Origin of the sequence: Massilia consociata (assembly GCF_042432755.1) — a bacterium.
Taxonomy (GTDB): Bacteria; Pseudomonadota; Gammaproteobacteria; order Burkholderiales; family Burkholderiaceae_D; genus Telluria; species Telluria consociata.
The window spans coordinates 28,656-48,661 of sequence record NZ_JBHLWP010000020.1; the positions used below are offsets into that span (position 1 = coordinate 28,656).

Consider the following 20,006-nt stretch of genomic DNA (forward strand, 5'->3'; position numbering starts at 1 on the left):
CCCCGGCGCGTCTTCCTCGCCATACAGTGGCTGATGGGGCGCTCTCCTGCGCCTGTGTACGCCACCGCACGGTAGCGCCCAGCGGCTTCCCCTAGCATGACGGGGGCCATGCGCGCCCTGCGCTTGTCGTCTTGCGTCTGTCGTCAACAGCGTATGCCCCTGTATCGAGGTCCCTGTTGAACCCAGAAACGAATCCGAAGGCCGACTCCCCATCCCGCTCCCGACCGGTGGAAGGAAAGGGCACACGCGGCCTGCTGGCGCTGCTCCTGGAGCAGGCCGGCGCACTCGATGCCGCCTGCGATGCGCTCGACCGCGCACGCCAGGCCGGCAGCGAGCTGCCGCCCGCGGCCGGCGCGATCCTCGACCATATCCCCCTGATCGACGCCCACGTGCGGCAGGCGCGCGGCCAGCTGCTGCGCGACGGCGGCGCGCTTCCCGTGCGGGCCGATGGCGCCGTACGCATCCGGCTGCTGGCGCAGGAGGCGGTGGCATGGGATGGCGGCCGCATCGAGCGCGACAGCCTGGCGCGCTTCCTGGCCAGCCAGGAACAGCCGCTCACGCTGGCCGAACTGCGCCTGTTCCCGGCGGCGCTGCGCATCGCGCTGCTTGGCGCCCTGCGCCGGATTGCCGCCCGCTGCGACAGTGCCTGCCGCGAGCGCGCGCTGGCCGCCGGGTGGGCGGCCAGGATGATCGAGACCGCCGAACGCCGCTCCGGCGACCTGGTCCTGCTGGTGGCCGACATGGCGCGCGCGGTGCAGCCCATGGGCGGCAGCTTCGCGGCCGAACTGGCGCGGCGCCTGCACGGGCGCGGCAGCGCCCTGGCCCAGGCGCTGGCCTGGATCGACAAGCGGCTGGCGGATGACGGTTCCGGCATCGAACGGATGGTGGCGGCCGAGCGCGACACGATGGCGGCCGACGGCGCGGCTGCCACCGATTGCCTGGCCAGCCTGCGCCTGCTGGGCGGGATCGACTGGCGCGTGTTCGCCGAAGGCATCGACAGCGTCGAAGGCGTGCTGCGCGCCGATCCGGACGGCAGCTATCCGCGCATGGACGGTCCGACGCGCGACCTGTACCGGCGCGCCATCGAACGGCTGGCGCGCCGCAGCGGCCGCGCCGAGCCGGACGTGGCCCAGGAAGCGCTGGCGCTGGCCGGGGTGAACCGGGCGCCGGCCGAGGGTGGCCTCGACCTGCGCCGCCGCCACATCGGCTACTACCTGGCCGGACAGGGCGTGACCCAGCTCGAAGGGCGGCTGCGGCCGCAGGCGGGTCCGCTGGCAAGGCTGCGCCGGCGCCTGCGCGCCGCGCCGCTGGCCGCGCGCATCGGCGCCATGACGCTGCTCACGCTGCTGTTCGCGGCCGCGCTCGTGGCCTGCGCGCGCCAGGGCGGGGCAGGGCTGGGGCTGCAGGCGCTCATCGGGCTGCTGGCCCTGGTTGGCGGGAGCCAGCTGGCGCGTGCGCTGGTCGACATGATGGCGGCATGGCTGGCGCCCCCGGCCGCCATGCCGCGCATGGATTTCGATGACGGCCTGCCACGCGAGGCCCAGGCACTGGTGGCGGTGTCGGCACGCCTGTCCAACCCCGGGCAGGTCGATGCGCTGTGCCGCGACCTGGAGGTGCGCCATCTCGCCAACCGCGACCCGCGCCTGCGCTTCTGCCTGCTCGCGGACCTGCACGACGCCTGCGCCGAGGAGCTGCCCGGCGACGCGGCGCTGGTGGCGCGTGCCGCCGAGGCCATCGAGGCCCTGAACCGCAGGCATGCGCGCCGCCACACGTTCACCGTCACCGACGAGGACGGCCAGCCGGCCGCCAGCACGGTGCTCGTCGAGCCCTTCCTGCTGCTGCAGCGCCCCCGCGTGTGGGACCGCGGCGAGCAGGCGTGGATCGGACGCGCGCGCCGGCGCGGCCAGCTGGCCGACCTGAATGCCTGGCTGGCCGCCAGGCCCGCCGAGGCGGGGCGCGAGCGCTTTGCGAGCGTGGTCGGGAACACGGCCGGCCTGGCCGAAGTGCGCTACGTGATCGCGCTCGACGCCGCCACCGACCTGCCGCGCGATGCCGGCCGCAGGCTGGTCGGGGCGATCGCGCATCCGCTCAACCAGCCGGTGCTGGACGCCGGGGGGACGCGCATCGCCGAAGGACACGCCATGCTGCGGCCGCTGGTCGGCGCCGCCGCGCCCGGGCGCTACGCCTGCCGCTACCGTCAGCTGTGGAGCGAAGGACGGGGCACCTGGGCGGCGCAGGCCGGCCGCGAGGAACAGACCCAGGCGGTGTTCGGCTGGGCCGCGATCTACGACGTGGACGCCTACGCGCGCGTGCTGCACGAGCGCCTGCCGGACCACGTCCTGCTGGCGCCCGGCGTGGTGGACGAGGGCTGCCTGCATGCGGCGCTGGACTGCGGCGTGCGCCTCGAGGAAGCCTTCCCCGGCAGTTATGGCGAGCATGCCGTGCGCCGCCACCGCGCCGTGCGCGCCGCCTGGCAGTCGGCCGGCTGGGTGCGCCGGCGCCTCGGCAAGGGAAAGGACGAGGGCAGGGGCGGGGGCAGCGGCAAGGCCAATCCGATGACGCCTGCCGCGCGCTGGCAGTTGTTCGACGCCCTGCGCGACAGCCTGGCCGCGCCCGCGCTGCTCGCGCTGCTGGTGCTGTGCTGGAGCGCACTGACCGAGCCCGCCTTCTGGACCGCGGCCGTGCTGTCGGTGTTCTTCCTGCCCGGGCTGCTCGGCAGCCTGGTGGCCCTCAGCGACCGTCCCCACGACGCCCCCTGGCGCCAGCACCTCGACAGCTGGGCGCGCGGCGCGCGCGTGGCGCTGGTGCGCGCCGCGCTGGCGACCAGCTTCCTGCCGCATGCCGCCTGGTGCCAGCTGGACGCCGCGGTGCGCGCGGTCTGGCGCCGCCATGTCTCGCGCCGCCACCAGCTCGAATGGCGCCCGCCCGCGCTGGCCCGTCCCGCCCGCCGCATCGAGAACAACTGGCTGACGATGTGGTTCGCGCCGGCGCTGGCGGTGGCCACCGCGCTGCTGCTGACCTTCGCCAACCCCTACTCCTTGTTCACCGCGGCGCCGGTGCTGCTGGTGTGGTTCCTCTCGCCTGCGCTCGCGTGGTGGACCAGCCTGCCCGTCCGGCCGCGCCCGCCGCGCCTGTCCGCCGCGCGCCAGGCATTCCTGGCGCGCCTGGCGCGCCGCAGCTGGCGCTTTTTCGAGGACCACGCCGGCCCGGCCAACAACTGGCTGCCGGTGGCCAGCGTGCAGGAGCACCCGCACCCGCTGGCCGACGCCCGCACGACGCCGGCCGGCATCGGCATCTATCTGCTTTCCGCGCTGGCCGCGCGCGACTTCGGTTACCTGCCGCCGGGCGAGCTGGTGCGGCGCCTCGACGCCTCGCTGGCCTCGATGGTGCTGCTGGAGCGCTGGAACGGCCATTTCCTCGCCGCCTACGACAACGCCACCCTCGCGCCCTGCGAGCCGGCCTTCGTCTCGACAGAGGAAAGCGGCTGGCTGGCCCTGGCCCTGCGCCTGCTGGCGGTGGGCCTGGACGAGCTGCCGGATGCCCCGGTGGCCGGGCCGCCGGCGCTGGAGGGAATCCGCGCCACCCTGCACGTGGTGGACGAGCTGGCGCAGGCCGCCCCGCAGCCGGCGGCGGTGCGCAGGCTGGTGGACGGCGTGTGGACCGTGCTCGACCCCAGGCAGTGCCGCGCCGCGGATACCTTGCCCGGGCTGGCCGATTGCCTGCGCTATGCCTGCAAGGCCGCCGATGCGCTGCTGGCCGGCGTTGCGGACGGCGACGAGCTGCTGCGCGACTGGGCGGCGCGCCTCGCCGCCCAATGCCATGCCGCGCAGGACGACCTGCTGGCGCTGGCGCCATGGATGCGCGCCGAGCAGGAATACGTGCTGGACGCCGGCCTGACGCGCATCCCGACCCTGCGCGAGCTCGCCGCCCTCGAGCCGCAAGGCAGCCATCCTCCGGGCCTGGCGCGGCTGGTGCGCGACGGGCGCGCGCACGCGCAGGTATTGCTGAGGGAATGCGCGCGGCTGGCGGCCCAGGCGCGCGGCTTCGGGCGCATGGATTTCGCGGCGCTGCTCGACCGCGAGAGCGGCCTGCTGGCGCTGGGGTGCCACGTGCGCGAGAGCCGGCTCGATGCCGGCAATGGCGACCTGCTCGCTTCCGAAGCGCGTATCGCCAGCTACCTGGCGGTGGCGCAGGACCAGCTGGGGCAGGGCCACTGGTGGGCGCTCGGCCGGCCGCTGCGCGTTTCCGGCGCCGGTCAACTGCTGCTGTCGCGCACCGGCGCGCTGTCGGACGTGCTGGCGCCGCAGCTCCTGCTGCCGGCCTGGCGCGACGCGCTGCTCGACCATGCGGGCCGCGCCCTGGTGCGCGCCCAGGCGGCGCACGGTCAGCGCAACGGCATCCCGTGGGGATTCTCGGAGTCGGCCTGCAATGCCGTCGATGCGCAATTGCACTTCCAGTTCCGGCGCTTCGGCATCCCGGCGGCGGCGCTGGAACGCGGCGCGGCCAATGAACTGGTGGCCGCGCCCTATGCGGCCATGCTGGCGCTGCCGGTGGCCCCCAGCCTGGCGCTGGCCAACCTCGAACGCATGGCGCAGGATGGGCTGGCCGGCGGCTACGGCTTTTACGATGCGGCCGACTACACGCCGGGACGCCTGCCGCACGGCCAACGCAGGCAGGTGGTGCGCACGGCGGCGGCGCGCCACCAGGGCATGGGCTTGCTGGCACTGCTGCAGCTGCTGCACGACGCGCCGATGCAGCGCCGCTTCGCGGCCGATCCGGAACTGCGCGCCGCCCTGCCGCTGCTGCAGGAGCCGGTGCCGGCCTTCGGCGCCGCGCTCCCCGCGCCCTATGGAGACAGGCCCGCGCAGGCGGCGCCGGCCCACGGGCGCGTGGTCGACCTCGCCGGCCCGGCCATGCCCGAAGTGCAGTTGCTGTCCAACGGCAGCTACCACCTGATGGTGACGGGCGACGGCGCAGGCCGCAGCCTGTGGGGCGACTTGCCGCTCACGCGCTGGCAGCCCGATCCGCTCGGCGGGCGCGGCGGCCTGGCTTGCGTCGTGCGCGACAGTGCGTCCGGCGAGCTGTGGTCGTCCGCGCTGGCGCCGGGGTGCGGGGAGCCCGAACGCTACGAGGCGGTGTTTGCCGAAGGCCGTGCGGGCTTTCACCGCGAAGACCGCGGCCTGGCCATCCGCAGCGACGTCGCGGTCGCGCCGGGGGAAGATGTCGAGCTGCGCCGCATCCGCATCCGCAACCTGGGCGAAGCGCCGCGGACGCTGGACGTGACGAGCCACGCCGCCCTGGCACTGCCGCCCGGCGCCGCCGGGCAGGGGCCGCGCCCGCAGGTGACAATCGACGAGCCTTCGCAGGCGCTGCTGTGCATTGCCGGTCCGGCCGCCCCGACCCTGCTGCACCTGATGACCGTGCAGGGCGAATCCGGCGCGCCGGTCTTCAGCAGCACCTGCCCGGACCCGGCCGGCCCCTTGCCGGCGCTGGACGATGCGCCCTCGGCGCCGGTGCTGGCGATCCGCCGCCGGGTGACGCTGGCGCCCGGGCAGGAAGCCACGCTCGACCTGGTGCTGGGCGCGGCCGCCACGCCTGCCGCCGCGCGCGAACTCGCCGCCCGCTACCGCGATGCCGGCGCGGTGGGACAGGCCGTGGAGGCCGCATGGACCCATGGCCAGGCCTTCCTGCGCAGGGCCGGCCTGGGCGAGGCGCAGGCCCAGCTCTACAACCGCCTGGCCGCCTGCCTGCTGGAACCGGTGCCGGGCCTGCGCGCCGAGGCCGGCGTCATCGAGCGCAACGTGCGCGCCCGCGCGGCCCTGGCGGCCTATGGCGTGGACGGCAGCCTGCCGCTGCTCGTGCTGCAGCCGGGGCCGGACAGCATGCTGGCGCGCGAAATCCTGCAGGCCCATGCCTACTGGCGCGCCCGTGGCCTGGCGGCCGATCTGGTGGTGCTGTGCGACAGCCGCGCGGTGCGCGAACAGGTCGAACGCCTCGACCCCGGCGAGCGCGAGCACCTGCACATCCACCTGCTGGCCGACGTGCCGCAGGAAGACCGCATCCTGCTGCGCGCCGCGGCGCACGTGCTGCTGCTGGAAGAGCGCGGCACGCTGGCCGAGCAGCTGCAGCGCGCGGCGCGGCCGCTGCCGGCCCTGCCCGCGCCATTCGTGCCCAGGGTGCAGCCTGCGCCGTGGACCACCGATGCGCCGCCGCTGGAGGACGAACCGCTCCTGGCCGGGCCGCACCTGCACGACGACGGCGCCGGCGGCTTCTCCGCCGACGGGCGCGAGCTCGTGCTCCGCGCCGGCCGCGCGCTGCCTTCGCTGCGGGTGCATCCGCTTGCCAATGCCGGCTTCGGCGCCGTCGTCACCCAGGCAGGCACGGGCGGCAGCTGGTGCGGCCGCCGCACGCTGCGCCTGAGCCCGGACGAGGGCGAGGCCTTCTACCTGCGCGACGAGGACAGCGGCGCGGCATGGTCGCCCACGCCCTGGCCGATGCCCTCCGGCGAGGATTACGTGACGCGCCACGGCTTCGGCTACACGCTGTACCTGCACCAGGCGCACGGCATCCGTTCCGAGCTGCGCTGCTTCGTTGCGGCGGAAGCGCCGCTCAAGTATTCGGTGCTCAGGCTGCGCAACGCCTCGGATGCGCCGCGCCGCCTGTCGGTGACCGGCTACGTGCAATGGCTGATGGATGAAGCAGAAGAGGGCGCGGCGGCAAGCCCGCATGCCGGGCTGCAGGTCGTGACCGGCATCGATGTCGCCAGCGGCGCCCTGTTCGCCCGCAACGCCTTCGGCACCGGCTTCGGCGGCAAGGTCGGCTTCTTCCACGTGGAGGCCGCGTGCGTCACGGCCACCTGCGACCGGCGCGAATTCGTCGGCCGCCACCGCAGCCTGGCGAATCCGGCCGCCCTCGAGCGCAGCAGCCTGGCGGGCGCCACCGGCGCCCTGCTGGACCCGTGCGCGGCGCTGCAGGCCGCGGTCGAGCTGGCGCCGGGGGCGGAGACCGAACTGGTGTTCCTGCTCGGCGCGGCCGGCCCCGACAGCCTGGCCGCCAGCCGCACCGTGCAGCAGCATGGCGGAAGCAAGGGCGCGGCGCTGGCGCTGCGGCAGGTGCACGCGTACTGGGACACGCTGCTCGGCGGCGTGCGCGTGGACACGCCCGACCCGGCCTTCGACCTGTACGCCAACGGCTGGCTGCCCTACCAGGCGGTGGCCGGCACGATGGGATGCGCACCGGGCGCGCAGCTGCAGGGCGCGCTGGCGGCGGTCCACGGCCATCCCGCCACGCTGCGCGCGCAGATGCTGCGCGCCGCGCGCGAGGACATCGGCCGCGCCGGCGCGCCGGTCGAGGACTTCCTGTGGCTGCCCTTCGCCCTGCACCGCTACCTTGGCGTGACCGGCGACTATGGCGTGCTGGGCGAAGCGGCAGGCGGCGAACCGTCGAGCGGTACGCGCCTGGCGCACGACGACCTGTACCAGTATTGCGTGCACGGCCTGCGCGGCTGCCTGCGTTTCGGCCCGCACGGCCTGCCGCTGCAGGACGCGCGCATGCACGAGGACGACACGGAAAGCGCCGGCCGGCCCGAATGCCTGCGGCTGGCCTTCATGCTGGCCGCGGTGCTGCAGCGCTTTGCCGAGGTGGCCGACCGCCGCGCCGACTTCGGCTTCGCCACCACCTGCCGCGGCGCGGCGCTGGCGCTGCATGCGCAGGCTGGGGAACACGGCTGGGATGGCCATGTGTATGGCGATGGCGCCGACCCCGGCACCCAGGCCTGGGCCGTGCTGGCCGGCGCCGACCCCGCGCGTGCGGCGGCGGCGCTGGCGCACGCGCTGGATGCAGCGCTGGCCGCGGACGCGGCGCCGCCGGACGGGCGCACCCTTGCCTGGACCGCGCTGGCGCTGGCCGGCCAGGGCGCGGCCACGCGCGCCTGGGAAGCCCTCGCCAAGCTGAGTCCGCTCAGCTCCGGCAGCGGGGACGCGGCATGCGTGCGCTACACCGGCACGCCTTGCGCCATCATGGAGAACACGGATGCGCCGGCCGCCGGCTGGGCCTGCCTGCTGCTGACCGACGCGCTGCTCGGCATCGGGCGCACGCCGGACCGGCTGGCGCTGGCGCCGCTGCTGCCGGCCGGCTGGGAATCGCTGCGCCTGCGCTACCGGACCGGCAGGACCGGCAAGACCGAGTTCACGGTCACGGTGCGCCGCGCCACCGAGGGCGAACTGCTGGTGCTCGACGGCCGGGAGCAGCAGGGCAACACCATCGCCCTCGTCGACGACGGGCGCGAACACGCGATCGAACTGTATGTGGAACGCAGGCCAGGCGATACAATCGCGGGCCATCAATACAACCAGCCTGGGACAAGGACATGACAAACAAGATCACGCTGGCGGCCTGCGCCGCCCTGCTGTGCTGCGCGGCCCCCGCCGGCGCGGTGGACTGGAGCGACAACGCCATCAGCTACCGCTACGGCACCCGCTTCGCCGAGCCGTTCAACCCCGAGCACATCAAGAAGCACATCGTCGCCTTCACGCACGCCAGCGGCTACAAGTACGGCAGCAACTACCTGAACCTCGACCTGCTCAAATCGGACAGCACCGACCCCCGGTCGCTGGGCAGCAGCAGCGGCGCGCGCGAAGCCTACCTGCTGTACCGCCACACGCTCGACATCGGCGCGCTGCGCGGCCAGGAGATCCGCTTCGGCAAAGTGAAGGGCGTGGGCCTGACGGCGGGCTTCGACGTCAACCACAAGGACGATGTCGGCTACAACTCGCGCAAGCGAATGCTGGTGGCCGGCCCCACCCTGATGTGGGACGTGCCGGGCTTCCTGAACACCAGCATCCTGTGGCTGCGCGAAAGCAACGCCCCGAGCGGCCCCTTCCCGCCGATCGCCAACGTGCGCGGCCGCTACACCTACGACACCCACCCGATGTTCGGCGCCAGCTGGGGCATCGACGTGGCCGAAGGCTGGGCCTTCGAAGGCTTCCTGAACTGGATCGCGGAAAAAGGGCTGGACGAGACCGGCAACCCGACCAGCGCCGAGACCAACCTCGACATGGCGCTGATGTATGACATCGGCCCGCGCTTCGGCTACGCCAAGAAGAAGATCCGGGTCGGCGTCGGCTACCAGTTCTGGAACAACAAGTTCGGTAATTCACGCAGGACGACGGGCGGGGCAGGGCAGCGCGCCAGCACGCCGATGGTGCGGGCGGATTTTCATTTTTAGGTGTTTGTCAGGCCATTGAACTCGCTCAACAATTGTAGTTAAATTTACAATTGTTGAGACGTTTTTGCGCAAGGTGGAGTTCGGTGCAATTGCAAAAATTGCACTATGAAAACCACATCCCCCACCCCCACCATTGGTGCGCTGCTGCTGGCCCTGTGCTGCAGCAGCGCTGTCGCGGCCCCGGCCGAGCACAAGGAGTTCGAAGCGACCCTGCACGCGCCCTTCAAGGCCGCGCCGGATGCGCGCCGGACCTTTCATCTATCCTTCCACTACCCGGGCCTGGAGCAGCCGGCCACCGTGTACTGGAAGCTGGAACTGGTGAACCCGCAGGGCCGCGTGGCGCGGCTCTGGCGCGGCAACAGCAAGCTGTCCGGCGATCCCGTCCCCGTGCGGGTCGCGTGGGACGGCCGCATCGGCGCCGGCCCGGCCCCGGCCGGCGTGTACCGGGTGCGCCTGCGCGCGGTGCTGCGCGGCGTTCCGCACGACGGGGCGCACACTGGGGCGCACGGCCATCACGACGAGGCGGTCGAGCAGGACTGGGAGATCGCGGTCGGCGCCCCGGCCGCGCCGCGCACGCCGCGCTTTGCGCCGCTGCCGGGCGTGCGCGAGATGGCGGAGCGGGCCGAAGGAACGGCGATGGCGCCGGCCACCGGCTCGCTGCCCTACACGGTCTACCTGGGCAACCTGCACAGCCAGAGCAACCACAGCGACGGCGGCGCCGCGCTCGGCGAATGCAAGGGCGGACAGGACCCGCTCAAGTCGCAGTACGGGCCGGAAGCGGCCTTCGCCTATGCGCGCGGGCGCGGCCTCGACTTCCTGGCCGTGTCGGAGCACAACCACATGTACGACGGCTCGGACGGCAGCAATCCGGACGCCGACCCGCTCGCCGCGAAAGCGTTGTACCAGGCCGGCCTGACCAGCGCGGCCGCCTTCAACGCTACCAAGCCGGGCTTCCTGGCGCTGTACGGGATGGAATGGGGCGTCATCAACAACGGCGGCCACATCAACATCTTCAACAGCGACGAGCTGCTGGGCTGGGAGACCAACGCCAGGGGGGAATTGATGGCCGATACGCGCACGCCGCGCAACGACTACGCGGCGCTCTACACCCTGATGCGCCAGCGCGGCTGGGTGGGACAGTTCAACCACCCGTCGCACAGCGGCCAGTTCGTGGTGAACGGCGTGCCGCTCGGGTACACGCAAGATGGCGACGAGGCGATGGTGCTGTGCGAGGTGATGAACAGCACCGCCTTTTCCAGCAACGATACCGAGACCGAAACCCGGCGCAGCAATTTCGAGGGGGCCTGCAACCGGGTGCTGGAAGCGGGCTACCACGTGGCCTTCAGCACCAACCAGGACAACCACTGCGCCAACTGGGGCGCGGCCTACACCAACCGCACCGGCGTGCTGCTGCCCAACGGGACGCCCTTGAGCCGCGATACGTTCGTGGAGGCGCTCAAGGCGCGCCGCGTGTTCGCCACGATGGACAAGACCGCGCAGCTCGTGTTTACCGCCAACGGCAGGCTGATGGGCGAGCGGTTCACCAACAAGGGGCCGCTGACCCTGCAGGCGAATTTCGCGTCCACCTCGGGCAAGAAGGTGGCGGCGGTGGCGATCATGGCAGGGGTGCCGGGCCGCAACGGCACCGTGACGCAAGTGTCGAACCTGGCCACGACCACGTTCACGCCGGCGCCGGGCGTGCATTTTTATTATGCGCGGGTGACGCAGGACGATGGCAACGTGTTGTGGTCGGCGCCGGTGTGGGTGACGCAGGAGTAATCAGAACCCGAGCGCTTCGCCCGCCCCGAGCAGGGTGGCGATGCCCAGCACCGCGAAGATCAGCGCCGCGATGCCGTGCACCAGCGTGAGCGGCACGCGGCCGGCGATGCGCTCGCCGAAATACACAGCCGGCACGTTCGCCAGCATCATGCCGAAGGTGGTGCCGGCGACGACCGCCGCCATCGATTCGTAGCGTGCGGCCAGCGCCACGGTGGCCACCTGCGTCTTGTCGCCCATCTCGGCCACGAAAAAGGCGATCAGGGTGGTGAGGAACACGCCGTAGCGCGCCAGCGGCGTTTCTTCTTCATCGATCCGGTCCGGGATCATGGTCCACACCGCCATGCCGAGGAAGGACAGGCCCAGCACCCAGCGCATCACGTTCGGGCCCAGCAGCTCGCTCACCAGGGCGCCGACGGCGGCGGCGAAGGCGTGGTTGAACAGGGTCGCCACGAAGATGCCGAACACGATCGGCAGCGGGCGCCGGAAACGCGCGGCCAGGAGGAAGGCCAGCAGCTGGGTCTTGTCGCCGATCTCGGCGAGTCCCACGATGCCGGTCGAGACGAGAAAGGCGTCCATGAAGTAAAGGCGGGCGGCTGAAGCGAAAGGGGCAGATCATAGCAGAGCCGGCCCGTCAATACAGGCGCCCTGGTGCTTTCCCGCCACAGGCGAAGATGCTATTCTGCTCGCGCCTTCGGCCCTGCCGGGCTGACGAATCGACCCCTTCTGCGAGAGACCATGAAGACAAGCACCCTGCTGCGCGCCACGGCCTGCGCCATCCTCAGCCAGTGGAGCGCCTACGCGTTCGCACTCGATCCCCTCAGCTACGCCAGGTACGACCAGGTCAAGACCACGGCCCTGCACCTGGACCTGAAGGCCGACTTCACGCGCAAGACCCTGGCCGGCTACGCCGAGCTGACCCTGGACTGGATCGACAAGTCGGCCGCCACGCTGGACCTCGACACGCGCGAGCTGGCGATCTCGAAGATCGAGGCGCAGGATGCGAAAGGCGCCTGGAAGCCCGTCAAGTACACCCTCGGCAAGCCGGATGCCGAAAAGGGCCAGGCCCTGAGCGTGGCGCTGCCGGGCCAGCCGGCCAGGGTGCGCATCCACTACAAGACCGCGCCGACGGCCGCCGCGCTGCAGTGGCTCACGCCCAAGCAGACCATGTCGGGCAAGTACCCGTTCATGTTCAGCCAGTCGCAGCCGATCAATGCGCGCTCCTTCGTGCCGATCCAGGACACCCCGGCGGTGCGCTTCACCTACACCGCCCGCATCGAGGCGCCGCAGGGCATGCGCGTGGTGATGAGCGCCGATAACGACCCGAAGGCCACCGGCAAGGGCGGCTGGAAGTTCACGATGCCGCAGCCGATTCCGTCTTACCTGCTGGCGATCGGCATCGGCGAGCTGGAAGCGCGCACGCTGGGCGGGCGCACCGGCGTCTACGCCGAGCCGATGCGCATCAAGGCCGCCGAATACGAACTGGCCGACACCGAGAAGATGGTGGAAGCGGCGGAATCCCTGTACGGCCCTTATCGCTGGGGCCGCTACGACATGCTGATCCTGCCGCCCTCGTTCCCGATCGGCGGCATGGAAAACCCGCGCCTGACCTTCCTGACCCCGACCATGATCGCGGGCGACCGCAGCCTGGTGGACCTGATCGCGCACGAGCTGGCGCACAGCTGGTCGGGCAACCTGGTGACCAACGCCTCGTGGAAGCACTGGTGGCTCAACGAAGGCTTCACCACCTACGTCACCACCCGCATCCTGGAAAAGATGTACGGCGAAGAGGTGGCGACCATGAACCTGCAGGTCGAGCAGGAAGAAGCGCTGGCGTCGCTAAAGACCATCCCCGTGGCGCAGCAGGCGCTGGTGACGCGCCATCCGGACACCTCGTCCGAGCACTATACCGACCAGGGCCTGGCCTACCCGAAGGGCGCCTGGTTCCTGCGCACGCTGGAGCAGCGCGCCGGCCGCGCCGCCTTCGATCCGTTCCTGCGCAGCTGGTTCGACCGGCACGCCTTCCAGAGCGTGACCACCGAGCAGTTCGTTGACTACCTGCGCGCCAACCTGCTGGCCAGGAATCCGAAGATCATGAGCGACGCCGAGCTGGACGAGTGGCTGTACGGCCCCGGCATCCCGGCCAGCGCCACCAAGGCCGTGTCCAGCCGCCTGACGAAGCTGAACGACACCACCGCGCGCTGGCTCAAGGGCGACATCAAGACCGCACAGCTCGACACCAAGGGCTGGAAGGCGGAAGAGTGGATGAAGTTCCTGAACGACATCGACAAGAAGGCCAGCGCCGCCCAGCTGGAGGAACTCGACAAGGCGTTCGGCCTGGCCAGGACCAGCAACAACGAAGTCGCGTTCCGCTTCTACCGCGCCTCGATCCATGCCGGCTACCGCGGCATCCGTCCGCACCTGGAAGCCTTCCTGATGAGCGTCGGCCGCCAGAAGTTCGTGGTGCCGCTGTACGGCGCGCTGCGCGCCAACCCGGACGACCGCGCCTGGGCCGAGCGCATCTACAAGGCCGCGCGCGAGCGCTACCACCCGGAGACGCAGGGCAGCGTCGACAAGCAGATGAATAAACAATAAGGACCGAGGACGTGCTTTCCATGAACCGCATTGCAGCTGCACTGCTGATCGCATTTTCCGCCACCGGCGCCGCCGTGGCGCAGACCGCCGCGGCGCCGGCCACCGCCGCCGCCGGCACAGCCGCGCACGGGCCGGCCTACAATCTCCAGGCCGACGTCGAACGCGTCATGAAGGAGTTCGACGTGCCGGGCATCGCCATTGCCGTGGTCAAGGACGGCAAGGTCCTGGCCGCCGAAGGCTTCGGCGTGCGCAAGCGCGGCGAGCCGGCCAGGGTGGACGGCAAGACGATCTTCGAGATCGCCTCGAACTCCAAGGCCTTCACCGCCGCCGCGCTGGGCATGCTGGTCGACCAGGGCAAGCTGGCCTGGGACGACCCGGTCATCAAGCACCTGCCGGACTTCCGCATGTACGACGCCTACGTCACCGCCGAGATGACCATCCGCGACCTGCTGGTGCACCGCAGCGGCCTGGGGCTGGGCGCCGGCGACCTGATGTGGTGGCCGACCACCACCTTCAGCACCGACGAGATCATCCACAACCTGCGCTACATCAAGCCGGCCACGAGCTTCCGCAACAGCTACGCCTACGACAACCTGCTGTACATCGTCGCCGGCAAGATCATCGCCGCCAAGTCGGGCAAGACCTGGGGCGAGACCATGCACGAGTGGATCCTGAACCCGATCGGCATGACCAACACGACGACGAGCCTGGAAGAGAACGCGAAGTTCGCCAACGTCTCGGCGCCGCACAGCAAGATCAACGGCAAGGCCGTGCCCGTGAAACCGATGCCGGTGGCGAACGCGGTCGGCGCGGTCGGCATCAACACCAATGCCGAGGACATTGCGCGCTGGATGCAGGTGCTGCTCGATGGCGGACGCGTCGGGAAGGACGCCGCGGGCAAGGAAGTGCGCCTGTGGTCGGACAAGCAGGCACGCGAGATGTGGACCGCCCAGACCCCGATGGCGATCAACACGCCGCGCCCGCCGCTGGCCGCCACCAAGCCGAACTTCTACGCCTACGGCCTGGGCTTCCAGCTGCGCGACTACCAGGGCAAGCTGGTGGCCATGCACGGCGGCGCGCTGCAGGGCTTCTATACCCGCGTGCTGCTGGTGCCGGAAGCGAAGCTGGGCATCGCCATCTTCACCAACGCCGAGAGCGGCCCCTCGCTCAACGCGCTGCAGTACCGCCTGCTGGACCAGCACCTGGGCGTGGCGCCGACCGACTGGATCGGCCGCATCGCCGACATCGACAAGGAGATGCAGGCCAAGGAAGCCGCCCGCATCAAGGGCGAAGTCGCCACCCGCGCGGCCGGCTCGAAGCCGTCGCTGCCGCTGGCCTCGTACGAGGGGGAGTATGAGGATCCGTGGTACGGCAAGGCTGCCATCCGCCGCGTGAACAACAGGCTGGTGATGTCCTTCTCGCGCACGCCGGACCTGACCGGGGAGATGGAGCACTTCCAGCACGACACCTTCATCGTGCGCTGGAAGGAGCGCAACTTCAACGCGGATGCCTACGTCACCTTCTCGCTGGACCACGACGGCAGCATCGAGCGCGTGCGCATGAAGCCGGTCTCGACGGAGACGGACTTCAGCTATGACTTCCAGGATTTGCTGTTTGTGCCGGTGAAGAAGGAAAAGAAGGTTTAAGAGAACCTATCAACACCTCCATGGCTGCGTTGCATCGCCTCGCCGTACAGGCGTACTGTCTTCGGCGCTGCGCCTTGCCCTGAAGGTTTGTTGAAATTGGGTTCCCGCCTGCGCGGGAACGACGGTCTTGGGACCAACGCAATTTGATCCGTCATCCCCGCGCAGGCGGGGATCCGATTTTGCATGAGAAGCCGCTAGGGCTTACTTCCCGCCCCACACCCGCATCATGTCCTCCGACCCCTGCGTCCGGATCCCGTTGTCGGACAGGATCGCCTCGGTCGCATCCATCACCGCCTTGCGCGGCAGGATCATGGTCTCGCCGTAGCGCTGCTCGAACTGGAACACGACGTGCTCGTCCTTCAGGTCGCGCAGGGTCGACACCAGGTGCGCCAGGCTGCGGATCTTGACGCCGTTGACCGTGTCGACCACCGAGCCGAAGCGGTTGCTGTAGCCGCTGACCAGCTTGTGCGGGAAGAACGGGCTGCTGACCACCACCAGTTCCTCGCGCGTCGCGTCCGGCGAGTCGCCGCGCCGCGTCACCAGCGGGCTGGCGTTGAAGCTGTAGGCGTTCATCGCCCCGGCATTCGTCACCAGGAAGGACAGGAACTCGGCCGTCGCGCGCGTGAACGTCACCGGGCCGTACACGAAGTAGGACGGATAGCCGCCGTTCAGGTCGGGAATGAGCAGGGGACGCGGGCCGCTGGCCGGCACCTCGACCTTCATCTGCTTGCCGTTGCGGACGATCGTCATCGGCACCTTGCCGTTCTTCGCTACCTGCTGGATGCGGTACTGGAAGCGCACGCGCAGGTTCGCGCCCAGCTGCACCATGCCCTGGTTGTCGATCGGGTGCTCGCCGATGTGGGTGATGATGTCCCACTCCTTCAGCGGCCAGCCTGCGTCGGTCCTGTACGGCTTGTGCACCACCGCGCCGGCCACCGACTTGTCGAGCTTCAGGAACTGGCGCAGCGCCGGGTTCTCGAGCGTCTGGATGCTGTCGTGCAGCAGCGGCTTGCCGTCGTAGCGGCCGTCTGCCACGTCCTTCAGGAACAGTTCGATCTCTTCGTTCGGGATCACGTAGCCGATGTTCTGGGCGCCCGCCGCCATCGAGAACGCCAGGCCGATCATCTTGTCGCCGGCGATCACCGGCCCGCCGCTGTTGCCCGGGTTGATCGGCGCGTCGATCTGGATGCGCAGGCCCGAGCTGAACGAGCCGTAGCCGACGAATTCCACGCGCGAGACGATGCCGCGGGTAGTGGACAGCGAATTGCCGCCGACCGGATAGCCGTAGGCGTACACGGCTTCGCGCACGTCCGGCAGCACGGCTGCGCGCTGCACGGGCGGGCGCTTGTCGAAGAAGGACGGGTCTTCCAGTTCCAGCACGGCGAGATCCAGGCCGCGCGCCAGCGCGATCACCCTGGCCGGGACCTTGTCGCCCGACTGGCTGGCCTGCACCTCGACCTGGCTGGCGTAGCCGACCACGTGGGCGTTGGTGAGGATGCGCTTGCCTTCGATGATCACGCCCGAGCCGGTCACGTCGCTAGGGGACTGCTTCGCCCACGGCTTGTACGGGTCGGGACGGCGCACGGTGGCGAAGATCTTGACCACCGAATTCTCGACCGCCGGCAGGGCAGGGGCCTTGGTGGCGGACGGCGTCGCGACCGCGGGCGAGGGCGGCGTCGCAGGCGTCGGGGCGGGCGGAGGGGAGGTGTCCTGGGCGTGGACGAGGCCGGACAGGGCGAATGCCACGGCGGCGGCAAGGCGTGCGGTTTTCATGAATTCCTTCGGTGGCTTGATTGATACTCAACCGCAAGAATATACACGCTCGCCGCCGAATGAAATACTCGAATCGTCACGAAAAAGGGGCAGCCCATCGGACTGCCCCTTTCCCGTACGGATGACGGCGGTCTTACTGCTTGACGAACTTGAGCGTCATGCGGTCGCTCTCGCCGATCGCCAGGTACTTCTCGCGGTCCTTGTCCTTGTTGGCCAGCACCGGCGGCAGGGTCCACACGCCCTTTTCGTGGTTGGCGGTGTCCTTCGGGTTGGCGTTGACTTCCGACTTGGCGGCCAGCTTGAAGCCGGCGCTCTCGACCATCTTGATGACCCAGGCTTCGTGCACGTAGCCGCTGGAAGCCTTGGCGTCCTGCGTCATCGAGCTAGGGAGGCGGTGGTCGACGATGCCCAGCACGCCGCCCGGTTTCAGCACCTTGTGGATTTCCTTGAAGGTGTTCTTCAGCGCTTCGTCGCCGTGGCCGGCCCAGTTGTGCAGGTTGCGGAAGGTGAGCACCATGTCAACGCTGTTCGGCGCCGCGATCTGGTAGCGGGTCGGCGGTTCGAAGATGCCCGGGACCACCTTGTCGAAGACCGCCGGGTTCGAATCGAGCTTCTTCTTGAAGGCCATGCCGTAGCGCTTCTCCGGCGCGATTTCCTCGCCGGCGCCGATCAGCTTGCCGTTCTGGCGCAGGTAGGGCGCCAGGATCTCGGTGTACCAACCGCCCGACGGCGACAGCTCCACCACCGTCATGTTCGGCTTGATGCCGAAGAAGGTCAGGGTTTCGTACGGGTGGCGCGCCGCGTCGCGTGCCTTGTTGGCGGCGCTGCGGTGTTCGCCCGCGATGGCTGCCTTCAGGGCGTCGTCGGCCTGCGCGACGCCAGCGGCGCTCAAGCCGGTGGCCAGGGTTGCAGCGATACCTGCGGCCAGGATCAGTCGTTTCATCGGTTCGAGGTCTCCAAGTGATTGTTCGCGGCCGGGCAGGGCGCCGCCGCCGCGCCGATGATCGGTCACACGGCGCGGACAGTCAAGCCTTGTCCGCGTATGCATATCGCGCCCGCACCTTGTCCGCCCATGTGTCCGCGGCAGGCGGGCGGACAGTCGCCGGACAGGTAGCGGACACACCGGCGGACACGTTCACGAACACCGTCGTGCGCAAACATCATGTGCCCGGCCGATGTTTTGATCTGGCATAACAATTGCCTATTCAAAATCCCAAGTTGCTGCTAAGGTTGACAAGTTTGCCGAGGCCTATTTTCGCCCGGTAAAGACGCTTCCTCCGCCGTACATACAAGAGCGGGCCGCCCACAAAGCGGGACCGCTGCCCAGAAGTAGGTTGATTTCAGGAGACATTATGGAACGCCGTACCTTTCTCAATTTCAGCAGCCTGGCGCTCGCCTCCACGCTCGTCCCGTTCAGCCGCGCCATCGCCGCTGAAGAACTGCTCAGCAGCATGCCGACGGCCGCCAAGAAGGCGCTGGCCGACGTCGCGCTGAACGCCGCCACCAAGGCCGGCGCCAGCTACGCCGACGTGCGCATCGGCCGTTACCTGAACCAGTTCATCACCACCCGCGACCTGAACGTCGAGAACGTGGCCAACACCGAGTCCGCCGGCGTGGGCGTGCGCGTGATCGCCAACGGCGCCTACGGCTTCGCCGCCACCTCGGACATGAGCAGCGACGGCATCGCCAACGCGGCGCGCCAGGCGGTGGCGATCGCCAAGGCCAACGCCAAGCTGCAGTCCGAACCGGTGCGCTTGGCTCCAGTCAAGGGCGTCGGTGACGTTTCCTGGGCCACGCCGATCAAGAAGGACTGGCGCACCGTGCCGATCAAGGAGAAAGCGGACCTGCTCATCGCCGCCAACAAGGCCGGCATGGAAGGCGGCGCGACCTTCATGAATTCGATGCTGTTCCAGGTGAACCAGCAGAAATATTTCGCCTCCACCGACGGCTCCTACATCGAGCAGGACGTGCACCGCCTGTGGGCGCCGTTCCAGGCCACCGCCGTGGACAAGAGCACCGGCAAGTTCCGTTCGCGCTCCGGCCTGGGCTCGCCGGTCGGCATGGGCTACGAATACCTCACCCCCCGCAAGGAAGACAAGCTCAAGGCCGCGGGCGGCGTCGCCACCCTGTACACCAATTCCTACGACATCATCGAGGACGCGCGCGCCGCCGGCCGCGACGCCAAGGCCAAGCTGACCGCCAAGTCGGTCGTGCCGGGCAAGTACGACCTGATGCTGTCGCCGGAACACCTGTGGCTGACGATCCACGAGAACGTCGGCCACCCGACGGAACTGGACCGCGTGCTCGGCTACGAAGCCAACTACGCCGGCACCAGCTTCGCCACGCTCGACAAGTGGGAATCGAAGAAATTCAAGTACGGCAACCCGATGGTCAACCTGTACGCCGACAAGACCACCCCGGGTTCGCTGGGCGCGGTCGGCTACGACGACGAAGGCGTCAAGACCAAGCGCTGGGACATCATCAAGGACGGCATCCTGGTCAACTACCAGGCCACGCGCGACCAGGCCCACATCATCGGCGAGAAGGAATCGCACGGCTGCTCGTACGCCGACAGCTGGAACTCGGTGCAGTTCCAGCGCATGCCGAACGTGTCGCTGGCGCCCGGCAAGAAGCGCCTGACCCCGGACGAGATGGTCAAGGACATCAAGAAGGGCATCTACATCGTCGGCGACGGCTCGTTCTCGATCGACCAGCAGCGCTACAACTCCCAGTTCGGCGGCCAGCTGTTCTACGAGATCAAGGACGGCAAGATCGGCCCGATGCTGGAAGACGTGGCCTACCAGTCCAACACCCTGGAATTCTGGAACGCCTGCTCGGCCATCTGCGACGAGCGCGACTGGCGCATGGGTGGTTCCTTCTTCGACGGCAAAGGACAGCCGCCGCAGATCAGTATCGTGTCGCACGGCTCGTCGACCACGCGCTTCAACGGCATCAACGTCATCAACACCGCCCGCAAGATCGGCTGAGGA

The 20,006-nt window shown here is 69.8% G+C and carries 9 protein-coding genes; 6 read left to right on the plus strand and 3 right to left on the minus strand.

Going from position 1 to position 20,006, the window contains the following annotated elements; genetic code table 11:
* Positions 1–176: 176 nt before the first annotated feature.
* The 3 genes from ACFFJK_RS20280 to ACFFJK_RS20290 all read left to right on the plus strand — a co-directional run bounded on the left by ACFFJK_RS20280 (position 177) and on the right by ACFFJK_RS20290 (position 11,005).
* The gene (locus ACFFJK_RS20280; protein WP_379681492.1) at positions 177–8,372 is read left to right on the plus strand and encodes a GH36-type glycosyl hydrolase domain-containing protein; all 8,196 of its coding nucleotides are present in this window, start codon (positions 177–179) and stop codon (positions 8,370–8,372) included.
* Positions 8,369–9,226, plus strand: coding sequence for an outer envelope protein (locus tag ACFFJK_RS20285; protein WP_379681493.1), 858 nt, complete (start codon positions 8,369–8,371; stop codon positions 9,224–9,226). Before ACFFJK_RS20280 ends, ACFFJK_RS20285 begins: the two co-directional genes overlap by 4 nt.
* A gap of 105 nt (positions 9,227–9,331) precedes the next feature.
* On the plus strand, positions 9,332–11,005 hold the full coding sequence (locus tag ACFFJK_RS20290; RefSeq protein WP_379681494.1) for a CehA/McbA family metallohydrolase: 1,674 nt from the start codon (positions 9,332–9,334) through the stop codon (positions 11,003–11,005).
* On the opposite strand, the gene ACFFJK_RS20295 is transcribed toward ACFFJK_RS20290, so the two are convergent.
* A complete protein-coding gene (locus ACFFJK_RS20295; protein ID WP_379681495.1) occupies positions 11,006–11,581 on the minus strand; it encodes a TMEM165/GDT1 family protein in 576 nt (191 codons plus the stop codon).
* Positions 11,582–11,740: 159 nt separating this feature from the next.
* On the opposite strand from ACFFJK_RS20295, the gene ACFFJK_RS20300 reads away from it, so the two are divergent.
* Together ACFFJK_RS20300 and ACFFJK_RS20305 are read left to right on the plus strand one after the other, a co-directional pair.
* Positions 11,741–13,597, plus strand: a complete 1,857-nt coding sequence (locus tag ACFFJK_RS20300) for a M1 family metallopeptidase (protein ID WP_379681496.1) — start codon at positions 11,741–11,743, stop codon at positions 13,595–13,597.
* 20 nt (positions 13,598–13,617) lie between these two features.
* Entirely contained in the window at positions 13,618–15,243 is a 1,626-nt protein-coding gene (locus tag ACFFJK_RS20305; RefSeq protein ID WP_379681497.1) for a serine hydrolase, read from the plus strand.
* Positions 15,244–15,444: 201 nt separating this feature from the next.
* On the opposite strand, the gene ACFFJK_RS20310 is transcribed toward ACFFJK_RS20305, so the two are convergent.
* Together ACFFJK_RS20310 and ACFFJK_RS20315 are read right to left on the minus strand one after the other, a co-directional pair.
* Positions 15,445–17,016: a S1C family serine protease gene (locus ACFFJK_RS20310; protein ID WP_379681498.1), complete on the minus strand. Its 1,572-nt coding sequence runs from the start codon at positions 17,014–17,016 to the stop codon at positions 15,445–15,447.
* Between the two features lie 133 nt (positions 17,017–17,149).
* Positions 17,150–17,959, minus strand: a complete 810-nt coding sequence (locus ACFFJK_RS20315) for a class I SAM-dependent methyltransferase (protein WP_379681499.1) — start codon at positions 17,957–17,959, stop codon at positions 17,150–17,152.
* A gap of 409 nt (positions 17,960–18,368) precedes the next feature.
* On the opposite strand from ACFFJK_RS20315, the gene ACFFJK_RS20320 reads away from it, so the two are divergent.
* Positions 18,369–20,003: a TldD/PmbA family protein gene (locus tag ACFFJK_RS20320; protein ID WP_379681500.1), complete on the plus strand. Its 1,635-nt coding sequence runs from the start codon at positions 18,369–18,371 to the stop codon at positions 20,001–20,003.
* Positions 20,004–20,006: the final 3 nt, after the last annotated feature.

Excerpts from the sequence above, each read along its gene's own strand:
- ACFFJK_RS20300 (WP_379681496.1), top strand. The coding sequence starts at position 11,741 with ATGAAGACAAGCACCCTGCTGCGCGCCACGGCCTGCGCCATCCTCAGC.
- ACFFJK_RS20295 (WP_379681495.1), bottom strand. The coding sequence starts at position 11,581 with ATGGACGCCTTTCTCGTCTCGACCGGCATCGTGGGACTCGCCGAGATC.
- ACFFJK_RS20285 (WP_379681493.1), top strand. The coding sequence starts at position 8,369 with ATGACAAACAAGATCACGCTGGCGGCCTGCGCCGCCCTGCTGTGCTGC.
- ACFFJK_RS20315 (WP_379681499.1), bottom strand. The coding sequence starts at position 17,959 with ATGAAACGACTGATCCTGGCCGCAGGTATCGCTGCAACCCTGGCCACC.
- ACFFJK_RS20305 (WP_379681497.1), top strand. The coding sequence starts at position 13,618 with ATGAACCGCATTGCAGCTGCACTGCTGATCGCATTTTCCGCCACCGGC.
- ACFFJK_RS20310 (WP_379681498.1), bottom strand. The coding sequence starts at position 17,016 with ATGAAAACCGCACGCCTTGCCGCCGCCGTGGCATTCGCCCTGTCCGGC.
- ACFFJK_RS20320 (WP_379681500.1), top strand. The coding sequence starts at position 18,369 with ATGGAACGCCGTACCTTTCTCAATTTCAGCAGCCTGGCGCTCGCCTCC.
- ACFFJK_RS20290 (WP_379681494.1), top strand. The coding sequence starts at position 9,332 with ATGAAAACCACATCCCCCACCCCCACCATTGGTGCGCTGCTGCTGGCC.